This is a genomic window from Pseudomonas sp. UTLPPB19802, from assembly GCF_059730225.1.
On the sequence record NZ_AP048545.1, the window covers coordinates 6,265,550 to 6,281,519 of the forward strand.

Below are 15,970 nucleotides of genomic sequence, written 5' to 3' on the forward strand. Positions count from 1 at the left end.
ATTACAAACTCAAGTCAATAGCGATATTTCCATTCGCGTGATACATCTTGAGTGACGTGCTTGTCATAACCATCCTACCGTTGCTATTGGCCCCGTTATTTTCAAACGTACCATCCTTGCCAAGTCTCCATCCTGTCAGCTGGGAAACATAATCAGTGGAACTAAGGTCGCCTACCTTGGCATTTGTGATAGACCCATTTTCAATAAATGCCGACTTGATGTAAGCCTCGTTTCCTTGGATAACGAACGGGTAAAAAACATCAGTCGTGTTCGGGTCGATGATCGCGAAGCGGCTTGCGGCGATCAGCACCTGGCTGGTGATGATCCCTTCGTCGTTCTCAACCCCCACCCCGATGGCGGCCAGGTATGGCTTTCCGTCGACAGTGAGCTGGGTCTTGATGCTGTACATCGCGGCCAACTCGGTCTTCAGTGCTTCGATCTCGACCTGGGCGCCGCCCCCGGAGTCGATCTTTTCCAGCAGGTGCTGGCTGAGCTGGGTTTCAGTGATCTGGTCATTCAGGTAGTCCAGGATAGGCCCCGCGTCTGCCGACGACTGCCCGGTGACAGGTCCGTAGAAGGCACCGACGTTTCCGATCCGGTCCACCAGGCGAGCCCAGAAGAAAAACCGGACGCCGGCGGCCAGGCCCATGATCGTCAGATCGGTCTGCGGGTACGCATAGTCGCCAAATTTGATCGCCTCGCTGATGTTGTTGGCCTGGCCGTACCAGATCTCCGTGCGCTGCAAATCGGCAGTGCTTAGCCCTGCCGGGATACCCCATTTCAACTTTATGCCGAAAACTATCGACTCGGCTGTGAATGACGACGGTACCGGCGGCGGCGTTGTCTTGCCGTTCAGCACGGTCTCGGCCGACGTCGCGAACACTGAGCCGATATCCAGCGAGTTGATTGCCCGCACCTTCGCCACGTACCTGCCGGCGTAGATGCCGCTCACATCGATGGACGTGGTGCCGGTGCGCCCCGCGAAAATCCAGTCACCGTCGTTCTTGCGCCAATAGACCTCGTATGCGATCGCGGCCTCTGGCTTCTCCCAGGTGATCGTCATCACGCTGACCGCACTGCCCTGGTCGACGAAGTGGTCATTGCTGACGGCCACGTTGGCCGGAGGACGCTGCACGCTCGGCGGGATCACGGTCACCGGCGGCGTCTCGATCCGGGTGCCGTTGTCGATCGCGTCGAACTTGCTCGCGTTGTGCTTCACGCCGGTGATCGTGAACTTGATCTCGGAGTCGGAAAAGTCTTCGGCAACAGACATGACGCGGAAAAGCTGGGTGGCAAGCGTGGGCGAATCGATTGCCCACATCGAGTGCGTCGGCGGCAGGTCGTCCAGATCCTGGGCCAGCACAATCTGCTGCACATCGGAGGGAAAGCCCGTGGTGTCGAGCGTGATCGTGCCGTTATCCCATTTGATTCCATTCTGATCCCAGGTCAGTGGATAACCGACCGACTTGATCGCCCGCGACACAGCCTTCCCGGTGGGCATGATCAGGGTGATCGTGTCGCCCGGGAATGCCTTCACATCTGCGTCGAGAATCAACGTGTCGAGCGTTGAAGAGCGAAGCCTACCGCCAATCCTGCGGCCTGCGCGGTCGTTGTCTGCGATCCGAATGATTTGCCCTGGGCGGGCCATTGCGCCATCCAGGCCCACCGAAAAGCTTACGCTCTCGGTCTCCAGGCGGTTGGTCAGCAGCGCCCATTTGCCGATGCGCTGGGCCTGGGCCTGGGAGGTGCAGCCGGTGGCGGTCATCTCGGTCTGCTGGATGCCGTACCGCGCGATGCCGGCCTGGTCGTCGACATACTCGACCTTCTGCCGGTAGAAGTCTGCTGGGTCGTTCCAGCTCACCAGCGCAACGGTGTAGCGCGTCTTCTTCGCAGACCCGGTGTACCCGAACTTCCCATCGATCACGTTCGCGTTGGAGTACGTGTATGCCGGATCCTCTGGGATGTCAGCAACGGCCATGACCGATCCGGCGGCCCAATAGCTCATGCCGCGGAAGGTGGTGGCCAGGTCCTGTAACACATCCAGTGCATTCGCCCGAGTCTGCAAGAACAGGTTGCAGGTGAACCGCGGCTCGGTGCCGCCCTTCCCGTCCGGTACCGGTTGGTCGCAGTATTGGCCGATCCGGTAAAGCTCCCATTTGTCCACCTGGGCAGCGTTCAGCAGGTGGCCCAGGCCGTACCGGTAATGCAGCAGCAGGTCGTAGAAGATCCAGGCCGGGTTGTCGGTCCAGGCGGTCTTGAACGAGCCGTCCCACACGCCAGGGTATATCCGGCCTTGCGGGTCGTAGTTGCTGGGCACCCGGATGATCCGACCGCGCAAGTCAAAGGATCGCGTCGGGATCGACTGGAACTGCGAGGCATCGAACTGCAGGCCGACCAGGGCCGACCCCGGGTACCTCAGCTTCGCGTCGATGATCTCGGTGATCGCGTCGATGTTCGTGGTGTCGGCGATGAGCCCACTGGTGCTGTTCGGCGTCAGCCTGGTGACTCGTACCTGCCAGCCACTGCTTGCCTCTGGAAGGTCGATCCGGTGCGACCGCTCGTATTTTGTGGTGGTCTTGCCGCTGAACGCCGCGCCCAACACGGTCACAAACGGGCCATTGTCCGTCGACACCTCGATACGGTACGAAACCGAATAGCCGTTGGTATCGCCGTTGCTGGAGCTGGTCTGCGCTAGGCGCGGCACCGACAGCCGGACGCGCACTGCGGACAACTGCAGGTTCGTTACAGCGCGGGTCCAGGGCTGTCCGTAGCGCAGTTCGACACTCACGCCGATCTCGCTTTCCACTGCAGGGAAGCCAGCGATGTGGTCCTGGTCCTGGCTGCCGTAGCGCGCGTCAAGGGTGACACCGCTGAAGTTGAGCGTTCCGTCGGCATTGGTCAGCGGCGTCTCATCGAGGAAGACAGACTGCATGCCGTTGGCCAGGCCGAGAATCTCGCCCTCGCTCACCAGATCGAGGATTCGGGCATAAGCAGTACTCTGCAGGCTGTCGGGCGCCTCAACTGCCGGGCGCGGCTTCGACTCACCGCTCTTGCTGCCGGTGATGATGTGATCGTTCATGACTTTCCTTCGGGCGAAAAAAAGCCCGCGCTCGGCGGGCCTGGTCTGGAGAGTGGGTTACATCTGGTTCTCGGCGTAGATGCCGGCGCTGACCACCGCACTGCCGACGATCATGCGGCCATAGAGCAGCGGTACCGGATTGCCCTGAACACTCGTATTCACAGCGCCGTTGAAGCTGTAGCTGGGTCGGTTGTTGGGGCTGTCCTGCGTGCCCAGGCCCTTGGCCTGCGGGCTGAGCATTTGCATAACGCCGCCGGCCGCAAGTGCAAATCCAACTGGAGCCAAAGCCTGGAATCCTGGAACGAATGACATAGCGATCAAAACCACACCAACTAGCGTCTGAAAAAGACCCGCACGCTTTGACCCTGCTATGACCGGAACGATACGAATAACATCGTGCCCTGTAGGCTTCGCAAGGTCGTCCTCGCCGACGTTCTCCTTCCCATTGAAAATCGCGTACCGCATGCCTTTGCTGGAACTTTCGGCCATGTGCCGCTCGAACCCTGGGAACTGACGAAAGTACCCCATGATGTCCCGAAACCCGCCGGCCGTAGTCATCCGGTGCCGGCGACCAAACATCCTTGCAAGCGACCCAGACAGCAGTACCGTCTGCATCTTTTCTGCACTCTCACTCATGTTTCCTCCAGGCAATAAAAAACCGCCCGTAGGCGGTTATGAAAAATGGAAATCAGAGGCAGGACTTAACTGCAGCCTCTATTGCGCTTCGCCCCATAAGCTTTGACCAGGCCATGCGCTGGTAAAGCGTTACCGAGCTTCCGCTTGCTGTCTTGCGAACCTCAAGCAGTTCATCTGCCATGTTGTTGCTTGCAATCCAGAGCCGGTACCCGCTTTCCGTTTCTGCCATGGAAGAATCAGTCCGCGTATCTTGCCACCGCGGGAACACGCACAAAGCATACTGCTTCGGATCTTTGTGAGTTACTGACTTGATGGTCGGGTCATTCTTTGCCAGATCCCCAGGCCCAACACATCCAGCCAGCAGCAATGCAGATGCCAGCGCCAAGATTGAGAACCTCATAGAAAACGCTCCTTGTGAAATCGGCAGACCATACCACGTCAGGGCCTGGTGTACCGCCAGTAGCTGACCGTGACCTCCTGCCAATAGCCGCCGTACGGGTCGCGCTTGCTGTTCCGCCCATACAAGTGGTGCAGGATCGAGCCAGGCGCTGGGTGGTGATGCGGCTCGGTCTTCAGCACGCCCTCAGCCAGGTACACCCCGGCGTGATTCGGCACTGGGGACCGGATCTGCATCAGCACGATGTCGCCGTGCTGCAGTGTCGAAACCTTTTCGAGCCCGGCCGCCGGCAGGTTCTCCAGGTACAGGTTGCCGCCCCTATCCCACCAGCCGTCCTCGCGCTGGTAGTTGCCTAGGTCGACGCCCATTTCACGCCGGTAGAAGTCGAGGATGATGCTCAGGCAGTCGTGCACGCCGTGGGCAAATTTGCGGCCGATCAGCGGGGCCTCGTAGCCCTCAGGGGAAAAGCTCACCAGCTCGCCGGCCCGAATCTGCTCGTCGTCGCCCTTCCGCACCTCGACGATATGCCAAGGCAAGCCGGAGGCCTCGCACGATACCCGGTCGGCTTCGCTGGGCGTTGCCGGGTAGTCGGGGTGACTGTGCACCACCGCCAGCACCTGGCCGCGATCCTCAGCGGCGGCGTAGTCCTCCGGTGCCAGGCGGAAGTGCTCGCTGGGCGTCGAGGCGGTGTTGCGGCACTCGACATAGGCCTCCTTCCGACCTTCCCTGATCACGAGCCCGCAGCATTCCCGCGGGTACTCTGCGATAGCATGCCGCTCGATCGCGGCGCGGGTCGATTTGTTCATATGGGTCAGGTCCTGATCAGGCCGGCGGCAGGGAAGCTGCCGTAGGGGAGCGGGTTGTTCGCGCCGTGGCGCAGCTTGCAGCTAGTCAGCTTGCCGCCGCATTTATCCTTCGCGGCATCCGTGACGATGATGTCGTTCTCGTCGGCCACCGGCGGGCCGTTGTAGCCACAATAGGGCCCGCGGTACCCGCCACAGCTCAGCCACCAGCAGACGTTCGCGACGATCTGCCGGCGCGGGAGCTGCACACCCTGGAAATCCAGGGCCGTCGACAGCTCGAACGACACGACCTCGTTGTTCTCGCCTGACTTGCGCTCGACGTACCAGATGTCCGGCGGCAGCTCTTCCTCTGGGTCGGCCTCGGGCTGGCCGTCGAGGTACTTGCCAAGCGTCCGGTGCCTGGTCAACTTCGCACCCACCAGGTCATCGAAGTACAGCACTAAGGCAGTGATAAAACCGCCGACGTTGCCCACGGAAAGGGTCGGGGTCGGCTGGGTGCCTTGCCCTGTCATCTCGAAGCCTTCAGCCTGAATAGGCCAGGGCGAATACTCGTTGCCCTGCCAGAAGATCGAGGTCTGCTGTGGGTACCCGTGGAAACGGTAAAGCTCGGCGCCCAGCATCGTGGCGTCGAGCTCGAAAAGCTCCACCCACGCGCCAGGCTCCAGGGTCTGGATATCTGCTGTGATTGGCATACTGGTGTTCTTGTGAGAGAGGGTTAGGTAGGTCTGACAGGGCGTTTTTCCTGCCCAGGGAAGTCAGGCGACTCGTGCCACAGACGAACCTTCGTTCGGTACTGCAGCCAGTCTTTGCGGGTGCCGGGCAATGCGTCTTGAGCCTCTTCCTCAATGGCAAGCAGCTGGTTTTCAATGAACTTGAGTTCAGTTTCCTGCCAGGCCGACTCAATCGCCCTAAGTTCATCGATCGTCGGCATCGGCGGAACATAGTCGGCAATATCAATTACCGTCCCGCCCATTATTTCTGCCAATTCGTAGATTTCGACCTCGCCCGTAGGTACCGCCGCATAGCCGTCTTTATCAAGGATTACTTTCATCACAGCCCCCCATAAATCGCGACCCCGACCCTACTGACATCTCTGCCGGAGGAGCTTGTGTTCAACACAGACACTCGAACCTTGGCAGTCGTTTTGTTTGCTGCGTTCAAACCGGTTTCACAGACTATGGCAGCCGCTGCAGAGTCATCCGAGGCACCACCGACAGTGAGGTAGTTTGCGTTGTTCATTGCCGAGGTGAAGGTGATGTCATAGATGCCCGTGGATATCTTCGTCACGGCCGAAACGTTGTGCGAGTTGTAGATCACCGGCGTTCCGGTTCCGTTGAAGTAGACCCAGGCGTTGCTGATCTGTCTGTAGCTACCGCCGATCTTCGCGTCCAGAGCGGCCTGAAGGTCAGTCTGCGCCGAAAGCGTGCCTGCAATTGCCCCCCAGGTACTGCCCGTTGCCTGCGCGATCCATGTGCCTAAGCTACTCAACACGCGAACCGCGCCAGCCGGTGGTGCAGGCACCAAGCCTTTTGCGCCCTCTGCAGACGCTGTAGCCCCTGTCATCAGGGCCGTGTAGAACGACGCCGCCTGGCCGTTCAGCTTCGCCGAGTCGACCGCGGTATCACCCGCGCCGAGCTTTGCATTGAGTTGGCCCTGGAGCTTTGCGAGGGCCTGGAGGATCGTGTCGCTTGCTAGGATCGCGGCGTTTACAGCAGCGCCCAGGCCGGCCAACAGCGTCGAGCGGACCCGAGCAGCGGTGAAGTACAGATTGGTCGTGCCTTCCGGCACCTGGTCAGTGGACCCTGGCGATGCCGGGATCAACACATACGCAGTGCCGCTCCAGCGGTACTGACGCGTAGGGTTGGTCGGACTGTCGCCGCCGTTGATCGCGATGTAGATCTTCCCGGTTTCGCCACTCGCCGGGAAGTTGGCGAGCGTCGGGAATTCGAGTACGTCATCGACGAAACTCGGCAACTGGCCGGCAGGCACAGTGCCGTTGATCAACTGCGCAACAGATACGCCCAGGGCAGCACCTGGCACCGCCGCATCTGCTTTCGCCCGCGCCGCATCTGCTGCCGACTTTGCGGTAGCCGCATCGGAAACGCCCTGGTCAGCCTTCGCCTGGGCGGCCGTGGTGCGGGTATCGAGCTCGGCGAAGTTGTCGTTGATGACCTGGCCGCCCGACCGCAGGTCCTGGCCCGTGCCGTCGTTCGGCGCCGAACCGATGTTGATTGGCTGGATCATGGGTGAAATGCCTGTTCAAAGGTCGCAGTCAACGAGTAAATGCCAGCCCCGAGTGGTGATGGCTGGTAGGTCTTGCAGCGGTATAGCGCCTGATCGCCGAGAGGCGCCGTCCAGTAGAAGGGCGTGGCGCCGGCGTGGCGATCGAGAAAATCGGCGATTTCCTTGATCTTCGCCTCGGCGCCGACAAACGTCAGCGGCCAATTCTGGCGTTTGTTGTTGATGCCATCCTTGGCCACCTGCTCGTAACCATCACCGAACTTCGCGCTCTTGACCTTGAACTCTACGGTACCTAGAGGCTCAATCTTGGGGCACCAGGTGAAAGTCTCGATTGCCATTTATGTTCGTCCTTTGGATTGCATGTAGCTCTGGCCGCCCGGCTTCCAAGAGTCGGCAATGCCCTTCTCGATACCGGCCTTGATCTGGGTCTGTATGTTCTTCTGCAGGGCTGCCGGGTCAAGTTGCATGCCTTCGTCGCCTCGATCAACAATCGATATGCTGACAGGGGCATTGATCTGAACGAGCATTCCACCACCGGCCCCGCTGCCTGATGAGTTGCCACCGCCGATAGCGCGAACACCGAGCTTTCCGTCCGCCGTTCGCGCCAGAGGAAGGATTGCCTCCGCCCCTGCTTCGCCCATAATTCCGAGCGTTCCATTGCCCATTCCAAACGCTGTTGGCCTGCTGACGATGCTATTGGTGAAGGCGCCCCCGTTTGCGAAAAGCTGAACTCCATCAGCCCAGGCGCCGCCCTTGGCTTGTGGAAAGTAAGTCGATGAGTAACCCGCAGCAGAAGCTCCCAGGCTCGAAGAGGTGGCACCCGCGGAACCGGCCGCCAGACCATTTCCAGCACCACCGCCGAAGTAGGCACCAAGCGCAGATGACGCCATACCGAACAGAGAACTCAGCGCTGAGGAGGCCGCCTGCCGCGCAGCAATACGCGCCATGTCTGCCAAGATCGACTTCGCGAAGTCGGAAAAGGACAGCTTGCCGGTCGTTGCGAACTGGACAATCGCATCCTCCATCGAACTGAAGGCGTTACTGAAAAGGGAACGAGTCTGGCCGGCAACGTCCTGGGCGCTGTCGAGGTAGTCCTCCCAAGCACCGCGGGCACCGTTCGTCCAGTCTCCCTGGGCTTCTTTCATCGCCCCATAGTTGGCCTGAACCTGATCGGTCATCTGCTGATGATTTTTCTTTAGCGCATCGAGCTTGGCGTTGTACTTGTCCAGGGCATCAGCGGACTGGTCGTCAGCGAACTGCGCGGCCAGGGCCTTCCGGTCCTCGGCATAACTGTCGTCGACGCCGTTCAACTGCTCCTGCAATGCAGCGCGGCTACTGCCCATTCCGACTGCATCAGCGGCACGCTGGCCGGACAGCTTCAGGTTGTTCAACTGAACGTCCAGGGCTTCCTGGTATGTAGCGATCTCCTTCATGCGCAAGACGAGGGGATCGGTGGTGGCCACGGCAATGTTGAACTGCCTGGCCATCTCAGCGATGCCCTTGTTGTACTCGTCCTGAGTGATCTTGCCGTTCTTCAGCAGCAGGTCGAGTTGCGTGCCGCGCTTCTTGAATTCATCAGCAGCGAAACTAACCGGGTCAAAAGACTGTTTCAGTTCCTTATATGTCGCCGCTGCTTCCTTGAGCTGCTGCTTGAGCTTGTTCTGTGCGTCCGTTGCGCTCTTGGTGGTTCCATTGAGCTGGGCGACCTGCTTGTCGATATCGGCGATCGCGCGCCGGTACCGCTCGGCGTTTTCCGGGTCCTTGGCCATCGCAGCAGTCAGTGATGCCCTGTCCTTCTCGAGCTTCGCCAGCTTGTCATAGGAGTCGAGAAGCTTGTCGATCACGCCATTCGAGCCCTTGCGGGCAGCGGCAACCTTCCCTTCCTGTTCCGCGAGTTGCTTCCCGCCTTCGACCAGCTTCTTGTCGCCCTCAGCGATCTTGTCGTCGCCCCACCCGCGCAGTTCGGTATAGGCCTTGTAGCTTTCAAGGCGCTCGTCCGATGCCTTTTTCGCGGCAGCCAGATCCTGCCCGAACATCTCCCCCACGAACATCGTCGGGTTTACTGCGAACTTGTTCCAGCTGCCCTGGGTTTTGTTGTAGCTGTCCAGGGCGCGGTTGGTTGTTTCTTCGTCCTCAACCCCGGCCAGATGCCGACCCTTTTGGTCCGAGGAAAACACGCTGAGGACGTACTGCAGGTCGCTGCTCATTTTCTTGAGATCAGCAGGTAGCTGAGCCAGGCCAAGCGCCGCGGCGCCAGTCAGCTTAACGACCATTGCCGCAAGATCTGTGATTCCCTGCTGAAAGCCTGGGTCCTTAACGATGTCGCGAATTCCGTCCAGGGAATGCTGGAGCGGGCTCAAATCAACGTTCGCAAGCCCCGACACAAACTCATTGCGCAAGCCTTGAACTTGAGCCTGCAGGTCCTCGATCAACTCGTTGGCTTTGACCAGGCTGGCGATCTGAGCAGGATCCAGCGCAACACCGAAGTCCTTGGCTTGCTGCATATACTTGCGCAGGCCCTCTGCGCCGTTGTCCAGCAGCGGCAACATTCTCGAAAGATCATTACCCAAGCTCTCGAGGATGTTGATTTTCTCCGACTGCGATCCGACCTTCTTCAATCCTTCGGAAATGGCCAGGAGCTGCTTGTCCGGGGTCATACTGGCCAGCGAATCCAACGACAGGCCAAGCTTGTCGATTGCGTCTACGGCCTCGCCGCCACCTGTGACCAGGGCGTCACCGATTTTGTCGCTGATATCCTTGAAAATATCAGCCATGTTGTCAGCGCTTAGACCAGCTCGCTCGGCAGCGTACTGCCACTGCTGGAGCGTGGTGGTGCTCATGCCAAGGGATTTCGCCCAGCGGTCTGACTCCGTAGTCGCGGCGGCAGTGCTTTTAAGCATCACCAGAGCTGCCGCGCCGGCGCCGGTTGCAGCAGCAGCAACAGCCCCCAGGGCCACGCCCACCCGCCGGCCAACCGCCTCGGCGCTTTGCTGGATATCCCGCATGCGCCTACCGGAGACACGGGCGGCCCTATCCATTCCCTGCTCAAACCCACCGATGCGGGCGATAAGGTCAAGGGTCAGGCTCCCAAGCGAACGAGTTGCCATGTCAGATTTCCATCAAAGGGTCACGCCCACTGCTCCATGGCCTGCTCCAAATCAACAGGGGCAGGTGCATGGCTGGGCATAAAATCGAGAAGGTCGGCCTTGCCGCCCGCCAGCCGGTTTACTTGTAGGGCAACAACCGCCCCCATTTGCTCAACGCGAGAGCCAACGCTGAGTGAGCCGTGCTTGTTGCGATAGGCCACCCAACCCATAACTTCCACGTAGGTCAGGCGGCGCTTTGCTTCAGCCACCGATCGGCCGCCGATTCCGTTCAGCACCAGTTCGTGCCAGAACTCGTCGGCGGCAGTCAGTTTTTTGCGCGGTCAGCCCCGGTGCTGTTCACTTCATGACATGCGGCCAGGATCGCCCAGCCCAGCCCTGGGGAAAGGCGGTAAGCCTTCTCGTAGGGAATGGACTCCTCGCCTTTCTTTCCGAGCGTCACGCAGGCGGAGATGTAGCGAGCATTGCGGCTCTGTTCGCTTTCACCATCGGAGAACAACCGCTCGATCATGCCGAACGACTGCGGCATTACGAAAATGCTGAACTTGTCGGTGACCTTCTTCCCGGTGGAGGGGTCGTCGTGCTCCCAGACGATTTCCTTCTTGACCTTCTCAGCGCCGACCAGTCCGCCGGCGTCTTCCAATTCCTGCAGGTTCATAGGCTTCCCTTATGCAGACTTCTTGACCCAAGCGCTGCCGCCAGACCGTTGGATGGATACCGCGGTGCTGACCACAGCGTTAGCGGCGAAGTCGAACGGAAAGTCCGCGACATAGCCCTCAAAGACAAACCAGGTACGCGTGGGAGGAAGAACAAAATCCTCCTCGGCGTTGATCGTGGCACTGGCAGCTACACCAGAACCGGCGCCGCCGGTGAAGCTCACGGTCGGCGCGCTGGTGTATCCGCTCCCCGCACTTGTGATGTTGATCGCCGATACCTCATCGCCGTCGAGAACGGCCACAGCGGTGGCTCCGCTACCACCGCCACCGGTGAGGGTGACAGTCGGAGCAGAGGTGTATCCGCTGCCTGCATTGGTAATGGTGATCTGGTCCAGGGAGCCAGATACAGAAACGGTAGGTACCGCTTTGCCATCCGACCAGCCAACAGCCCACTTGATGGTCGTATCACCATCGGTCTCGGACAACTGGTGAAGGCGAATGTGACTGGCACTGTTAGGGTCCGCGTTGATGGTCAAGGACGCCTGGCCAGGGGTGCGCAAACCCGGCTTGTAGGTGCGTTCGTTCGAGCTGAGGCAGGTGTCCTCGATCTGCTCTTTTGGCGAGCCAGCCGGGTTGAATGCAGTCGCGCACTCAACCTCCATCACAGTCGATGGGCCGGTACCGGTGAGGGGCGGCACCAGGGCATAGACCTGGGTACCTTGGGTCAAAATCGACATGGTGATCTCCTGTCGGGCAAAGAAAAACCCGCACTAGGCGGGCTTGGCGTGTTCAACGGCGGACTATCCAGTCCACGTCGAAGTTGGTTCTGTAGTTTTTGGTGGTGGTATCGCGGCTCTCACCGCCCCATCGAGTAACGTAGGCCTGCAATTCGATTGCATCGCGAATGGCGTCGCGCACCGCACGGACCGATGGGCCGGTGCTGCCGTACACGTCCACCTGCAGACTGAAACCATCAGCATCTGGTCGCCCGGAGAGGAAGTTCTCTGGCTGGCCATTCACCAGTTGCCAGACCGCATAGGGCTTGGCGACACCTTCCGGTGCCTCTCCGAATGAGTACAAACGCAGGTCCGCCCCCGAACCAAGCAACGCGGTGACACCTGGGTCCTGAACACAAACCTCAAAGATTGGTGCATTCATTGAGTGGTCGCCCTCCTTACAGCTCGCCTGATGGCGCGGTCAATTGCTCTCTCGTACTCGGTGACGAAAGTGTTGGTGGCTTGGCTGATGCTATCGGCCAGCGCAGGTCGCATGAACGGAACTGCCGAAATGTGCTCGGTACCGAACTCAATCAGTCGCCAGTGAGGCGTCGGAGAGTTTGGCCTGAGGTCTCCACCATCCCTCAACACAGCGCCGTGTAGTACCCCGATTCGAAACCCTAGATTGCCAGTCTGCTTGAACAGGCGGCCGTTCCAACGGAGCACGATGTTGTCAGCAATCGATCGCCCGGTTTCCTTGTCGTCGATGCGCTCAGCACGTTCCTTGGCATTCTGCACCACCACCTGCGCGGCCCGGCGAAGCGCAGATCGGCCACCCTTGCGTTTCATGTCGTAGGTGATGGTCTCAAGCTTCTCGAGCAGGCTATCCAGGCCGATGATGCTGAACTGGACGCCGTCAGCCATCCTTCACCCCCTTCGACACCAAGATCGTCAGATACTCCAAGCCAGATTTCGGGTCTTCAAGAGGAGGCCCAACAATGCTGTACAGCTCACCCCGGTAAACGATCCTCATGGTCGGCAGTACTCCGACGCGGTACCGAATGACCATGCGCCCCGTTGCCTCTGCCTGGCCGGCCTGAGCGGCAATGAAGTCTCGGGCCGACAGCGGCTCGACACTTGCTGGGCATTTTTCCCACCGCGTTATCCACTGGGGGTCGCCGAACTCCCCGGTACCCTGATCGCGTACAGGGACCAGCTCCTGAATATCGATGCGGTGCCGCAGCTTTCCGGCCAGCATCAAACACCCATCCGGATGCGATATGGCATCAGCAGGTGCTGAGACGCCAGAGGAAGCTCGACAGCGGTCACCCCGGTAACCACCTCCTCACGGTTGGCGAACAGATGGCCCAGCTTGAGCAGGCACGCCGCCTGGATCGAAGGATTTATCACCACGCCATAAGCGATTGTGTCGGCCTGATCATAGGCGTCGGCCAGCGTCTGGCGGGCATGGTTGAGCAGGCGACAGCGCAGTGCGTGGTCCTGCTCCGCTTCGGCAGCCTCAACCGCTGCGGCATTCGCGCTCTTGGCTGCCTGCAACGCACCCTGCACACCAGCACGAGCCGCGTCGAGCGCGACCTGATCCACATAGAAGCGGCGATTCAGGAACATCATCGCCGCATCTTCCGCCGCATCAAGCTGCGTCTGCACCAGCACCTGGTCGTCAGGCTCAGCCAGCAGGTGATGCATGGCCATGGCGATGTCGATCACGGACATGAATTACTCCTTCGCTGGCATGAGAGACGCCAGATTTCTTTGCACCAGAACATCGGCATGCCGACGGGGAACGGGATAAGCCGGACCGCCCCGCCGCCGGAGTTCACCTTCATCCATGTAGGTCCTTATGGGGTATATGTTAACGATTGCTGGATTCGGATTTTCTGGTGCCGGCACTTCAGCGGAAGCAGATGATGCCGACTCATTGCCCAACAGGACTTGCGAGCCCGCCAGCCCCAGGCCATCGGTGGCGGAACTATCACCAGAGCCAGGCACCGGAATAGTGCTGGCTGCTGCAGCATCCGATTCGGATGCCGATCCAGGCTCGGCAGTGCTGTTACCTGAGTTGCTGCCTTGCCCGCCGGCGGTCGTAGACGTAGCTGATGCTGGGTCCGACACAGTGACCGCACTGACAATCGACGGAGGCTGGGATGGGCCTGGCTCATTCGCTACCGCCCCACTGACGGACTCGGTAGGTGCTTGAGTGGTTTTCTTGCGCGCCATAATTTTCTCCAGATGGGCACCATCACAGGTGCCCGTTGTGGATGGGTTACGGAGTTGCTGGTGTCAGGGGCCCGGTGACGAACGCCTCGCTGCGATATACAGCCAGTGCCAGCCGCTGTTCAGCGCGGACGGTGACCATGTTGTTTTCGAAGTCCTTGTCGTTCTCGGTGGAGATCAAGATTTCGACATCCATGCGATCGAAGATCTGGGCACCGAGTCCGAAGGCACCCACGAGGAAGTCGTTCTGAGGCATAGCCTGGGTAGATACGACAGGACGGCGCCACAGGGTTGGCTGGGTGTTTCCTTGAGGCTGGCCAATCAGGTAACGGCCTTCGGAGTCTTTGAGCAGTTCGATCAACGCCCAATCGATGGGGTTGAGCACGATGCCGTCGGCTGGGAACTCAGCGAGCTCCGCCTGCAACAGAGCCAGTCGAAGGCGGTCGATCCGCTGCTCCCCGGTCACGGTCACGCTGCCCGGAGGCGCGTAGACCTGTGCAACAGGAACGATGCCGCCGATGTTCGCACCGGTACCATTGCCAAACAGCAACTGAGCCTCTTCGGCCAGCTTCAGGCCGTATTGAGCACGAGCGTCGATAAAGCTCCGCAGGGCGGGGGCATCATCGAGAATCTGGCGGCTGGCCTTGAACAGGTGCGCCAGAGTCCTCACTGGTGCCTGCTCCAGCTTGAAGGTGAGGTCGGAATACGGCTTTGCGGTACCTTCTGCAACAGGCCGCGCGCTGTTGGTGAAGCCCTCCTCCTGCACATACTCGACCGAGTTGCTGCCAGTTTGCCCAGGGGCGATCAGATCGCGAATGGTCAAGCGACGCTCAGGGGCTGCTTGAATGCCATAGAGCCGATCGGGAGTGACCAGGTCGCCAGCGGACCCGGGCACGGAAGTAATTGCTGCCCGGGTTACAGCAATACGGCGGGAGCCACGGAAGGCAGAGTCAACACCTTCCATTTCCTTGGACGCGGTGACGATTTCACCTGCGGACTTCTGGCGCTCTGGGTCACGACGGTCGCGACTGGCATTGACCAGCTTCTGCTCGGCCTCACCGAGACGCGCGCTGATTTCACCCTGCTTGGTCAGAAGCTCATCGACCTTGGCACGGGTCTCCGCATTCATCTCGCCCGAGGCCTTGATTTGCTTGTCGACCGCCTCGGCCTGGGTTTTGATCTGGTCGCCAATGCCCTTCAGGCTGGCGTTGAGTTCCTCGACTTGGGATTCGAAATCCATGGTCATTGTCCTTTCAGAGAGTTGAGTAGATTGGTTGCCGCGCTCAGAGAGGCGGTGAGGTCTGGCGCGACAGCGCTTTGCTTGTCGGTCGGGGCAGCGTTACGCGTGCCCCCGCCGGCAGCGCGAGGCATGCCGGACTTGAAATTGGCGAACAATTCGCGGCGCTCGGATCGAGGCATGCCGGACTTGGCCAGCGCCATATCCATGGCCTTTAGCGCATTGGCCTGTCCGGTCTCTTCGGTTTCGCGCTCGGTGATTTCGGTAGCCGAAAGCAGGCCGGTGGCCAGGCCCAATTCCACGGCTCGCTTACCGCGGATGTAGGTCTCATCGTCCATCAGGTCGGCCATTTCCTTGACCGGCTGCCCAGAGGTTTCGGCATAGAGGTCGGCCATGGCTGCGTCGAATTCCTCCATGTCGTCGGCGACGTCGCGCAGGTAGTGGCGGTTGCCGGCGAGAAACGTCCAGCAGTTGTGAATCATCAGGAAAGCACTACTGGCCACCTGCCTTTCCGACCCGGCCAGATAGATCACCGAGGCTGCGCTCGCGGCCATGCCAAGAACCTTGGTCGTGACCTTGTGACTGTGCTCCCGCAGTCGGTTGTAAATGGCGATTCCCTCGAACATGTCACCGCCTGGCGAGTTGATGTAGACGGTCACATCCTTCTCGCCAATCGAGCGCAACGCAGCGTCGATTCGTTTGAGAGTGACACCGTCCCCGTACCAATCCTCACCAATCACACCGTATACGGTGATGGTGTCGCTGGTGTTTTCCACCGCAGCCTGGATGGCGGGATTCCATTTTTCGAGCGCACGCGGGCTCATCTCGCTGCGCAGGCCGCGAGACTGGATCTTGTGTTTCATGGG

18 protein-coding genes are annotated in these 15,970 nt (G+C 60.0%); all 18 read right to left on the reverse strand.

The annotated features are described in order from the left end of the window. Position 1 precedes the first annotated feature (1 nt). Positions 2 to 3,079 (reverse strand): TipJ family phage tail tip protein, encoded by a 3,078-nt coding sequence (locus AC6I6U_RS27215; protein WP_497879071.1) that lies wholly within the window; start codon positions 3,077 to 3,079, stop codon positions 2 to 4. A gap of 57 nt (positions 3,080 to 3,136) precedes the next feature. Then, positions 3,137 to 3,715: a tail assembly protein gene (locus tag AC6I6U_RS27220; RefSeq protein ID WP_497879072.1), complete on the reverse strand. Its 579-nt coding sequence runs from the start codon at positions 3,713 to 3,715 to the stop codon at positions 3,137 to 3,139. A 52-nt stretch (positions 3,716 to 3,767) separates the two neighbouring features. Further along, positions 3,768 to 4,115, reverse strand: a complete 348-nt coding sequence (locus AC6I6U_RS27225; RefSeq protein WP_497879073.1) for a hypothetical protein — start codon at positions 4,113 to 4,115, stop codon at positions 3,768 to 3,770. 38 nt (positions 4,116 to 4,153) lie between these two features. After that, entirely contained in the window at positions 4,154 to 4,918 is a 765-nt protein-coding gene (locus tag AC6I6U_RS27230; RefSeq protein ID WP_497879074.1) for a C40 family peptidase, read from the reverse strand. Positions 4,919 to 4,923: 5 nt separating this feature from the next. Then, positions 4,924 to 5,607 carry a phage minor tail protein L gene (locus AC6I6U_RS27235; protein ID WP_497879075.1) on the reverse strand — a complete coding sequence of 228 codons (684 nt, stop codon included), beginning with the start codon at positions 5,605 to 5,607 and terminating at the stop codon, positions 4,924 to 4,926. Positions 5,608 to 5,630: 23 nt separating this feature from the next. Then, the gene (locus AC6I6U_RS27240; RefSeq protein ID WP_497879076.1) at positions 5,631 to 5,966 is read right to left on the reverse strand and encodes a hypothetical protein; all 336 of its coding nucleotides are present in this window, start codon (positions 5,964 to 5,966) and stop codon (positions 5,631 to 5,633) included. Continuing rightward, the gene (locus tag AC6I6U_RS27245; RefSeq protein ID WP_497879077.1) at positions 5,966 to 7,159 is read right to left on the reverse strand and encodes a hypothetical protein; all 1,194 of its coding nucleotides are present in this window, start codon (positions 7,157 to 7,159) and stop codon (positions 5,966 to 5,968) included. The genes AC6I6U_RS27240 and AC6I6U_RS27245 overlap by 1 nt, the downstream gene beginning before the upstream one ends. Next, positions 7,156 to 7,494: a phage tail protein gene (locus AC6I6U_RS27250; RefSeq protein ID WP_497879078.1), complete on the reverse strand. Its 339-nt coding sequence runs from the start codon at positions 7,492 to 7,494 to the stop codon at positions 7,156 to 7,158. Before AC6I6U_RS27250 ends, AC6I6U_RS27245 begins: the two co-directional genes overlap by 4 nt. Next, a complete protein-coding gene (locus tag AC6I6U_RS27255) occupies positions 7,495 to 10,263 on the reverse strand; it encodes a phage tail tape measure protein (protein ID WP_497879079.1) in 2,769 nt (922 codons plus the stop codon). Between the two features lie 20 nt (positions 10,264 to 10,283). Beyond that, the gene (locus AC6I6U_RS27260) at positions 10,284 to 10,538 is read right to left on the reverse strand and encodes a hypothetical protein (RefSeq protein WP_497879080.1); all 255 of its coding nucleotides are present in this window, start codon (positions 10,536 to 10,538) and stop codon (positions 10,284 to 10,286) included. A 29-nt stretch (positions 10,539 to 10,567) separates the two neighbouring features. Continuing rightward, entirely contained in the window at positions 10,568 to 10,918 is a 351-nt protein-coding gene (locus AC6I6U_RS27265) for a phage tail assembly chaperone family protein, TAC (protein ID WP_497879081.1), read from the reverse strand. Between the two features lie 9 nt (positions 10,919 to 10,927). Further along, on the reverse strand, positions 10,928 to 11,653 hold the full coding sequence (locus tag AC6I6U_RS27270; protein WP_497879082.1) for a phage tail tube protein: 726 nt from the start codon (positions 11,651 to 11,653) through the stop codon (positions 10,928 to 10,930). 52 nt (positions 11,654 to 11,705) lie between these two features. Beyond that, complete coding sequence (locus tag AC6I6U_RS27275; RefSeq protein WP_497879083.1) at positions 11,706 to 12,074, reverse strand: DUF3168 domain-containing protein; 369 nt, start codon at positions 12,072 to 12,074, stop codon at positions 11,706 to 11,708. After that, the gene (locus tag AC6I6U_RS27280; protein WP_497879084.1) at positions 12,071 to 12,556 is read right to left on the reverse strand and encodes an HK97-gp10 family putative phage morphogenesis protein; all 486 of its coding nucleotides are present in this window, start codon (positions 12,554 to 12,556) and stop codon (positions 12,071 to 12,073) included. The genes AC6I6U_RS27275 and AC6I6U_RS27280 overlap by 4 nt, the downstream gene beginning before the upstream one ends. Further along, positions 12,549 to 12,890 (reverse strand): phage head closure protein, encoded by a 342-nt coding sequence (locus AC6I6U_RS27285; protein WP_497883115.1) that lies wholly within the window; start codon positions 12,888 to 12,890, stop codon positions 12,549 to 12,551. Before AC6I6U_RS27285 ends, AC6I6U_RS27280 begins: the two co-directional genes overlap by 8 nt. Then, positions 12,890 to 13,366: a head-tail connector protein gene (locus AC6I6U_RS27290; RefSeq protein ID WP_497879085.1), complete on the reverse strand. Its 477-nt coding sequence runs from the start codon at positions 13,364 to 13,366 to the stop codon at positions 12,890 to 12,892. The genes AC6I6U_RS27285 and AC6I6U_RS27290 overlap by 1 nt, the downstream gene beginning before the upstream one ends. Positions 13,367 to 13,916: 550 nt before the next feature. Next, a complete protein-coding gene (locus AC6I6U_RS27295; RefSeq protein WP_497879086.1) occupies positions 13,917 to 15,107 on the reverse strand; it encodes a phage major capsid protein in 1,191 nt (396 codons plus the stop codon). Between the two features lie 2 nt (positions 15,108 to 15,109). Further along, positions 15,110 to 15,967 (reverse strand): head maturation protease, ClpP-related, encoded by an 858-nt coding sequence (locus tag AC6I6U_RS27300; protein WP_497879087.1) that lies wholly within the window; start codon positions 15,965 to 15,967, stop codon positions 15,110 to 15,112. Positions 15,968 to 15,970: the final 3 nt, after the last annotated feature.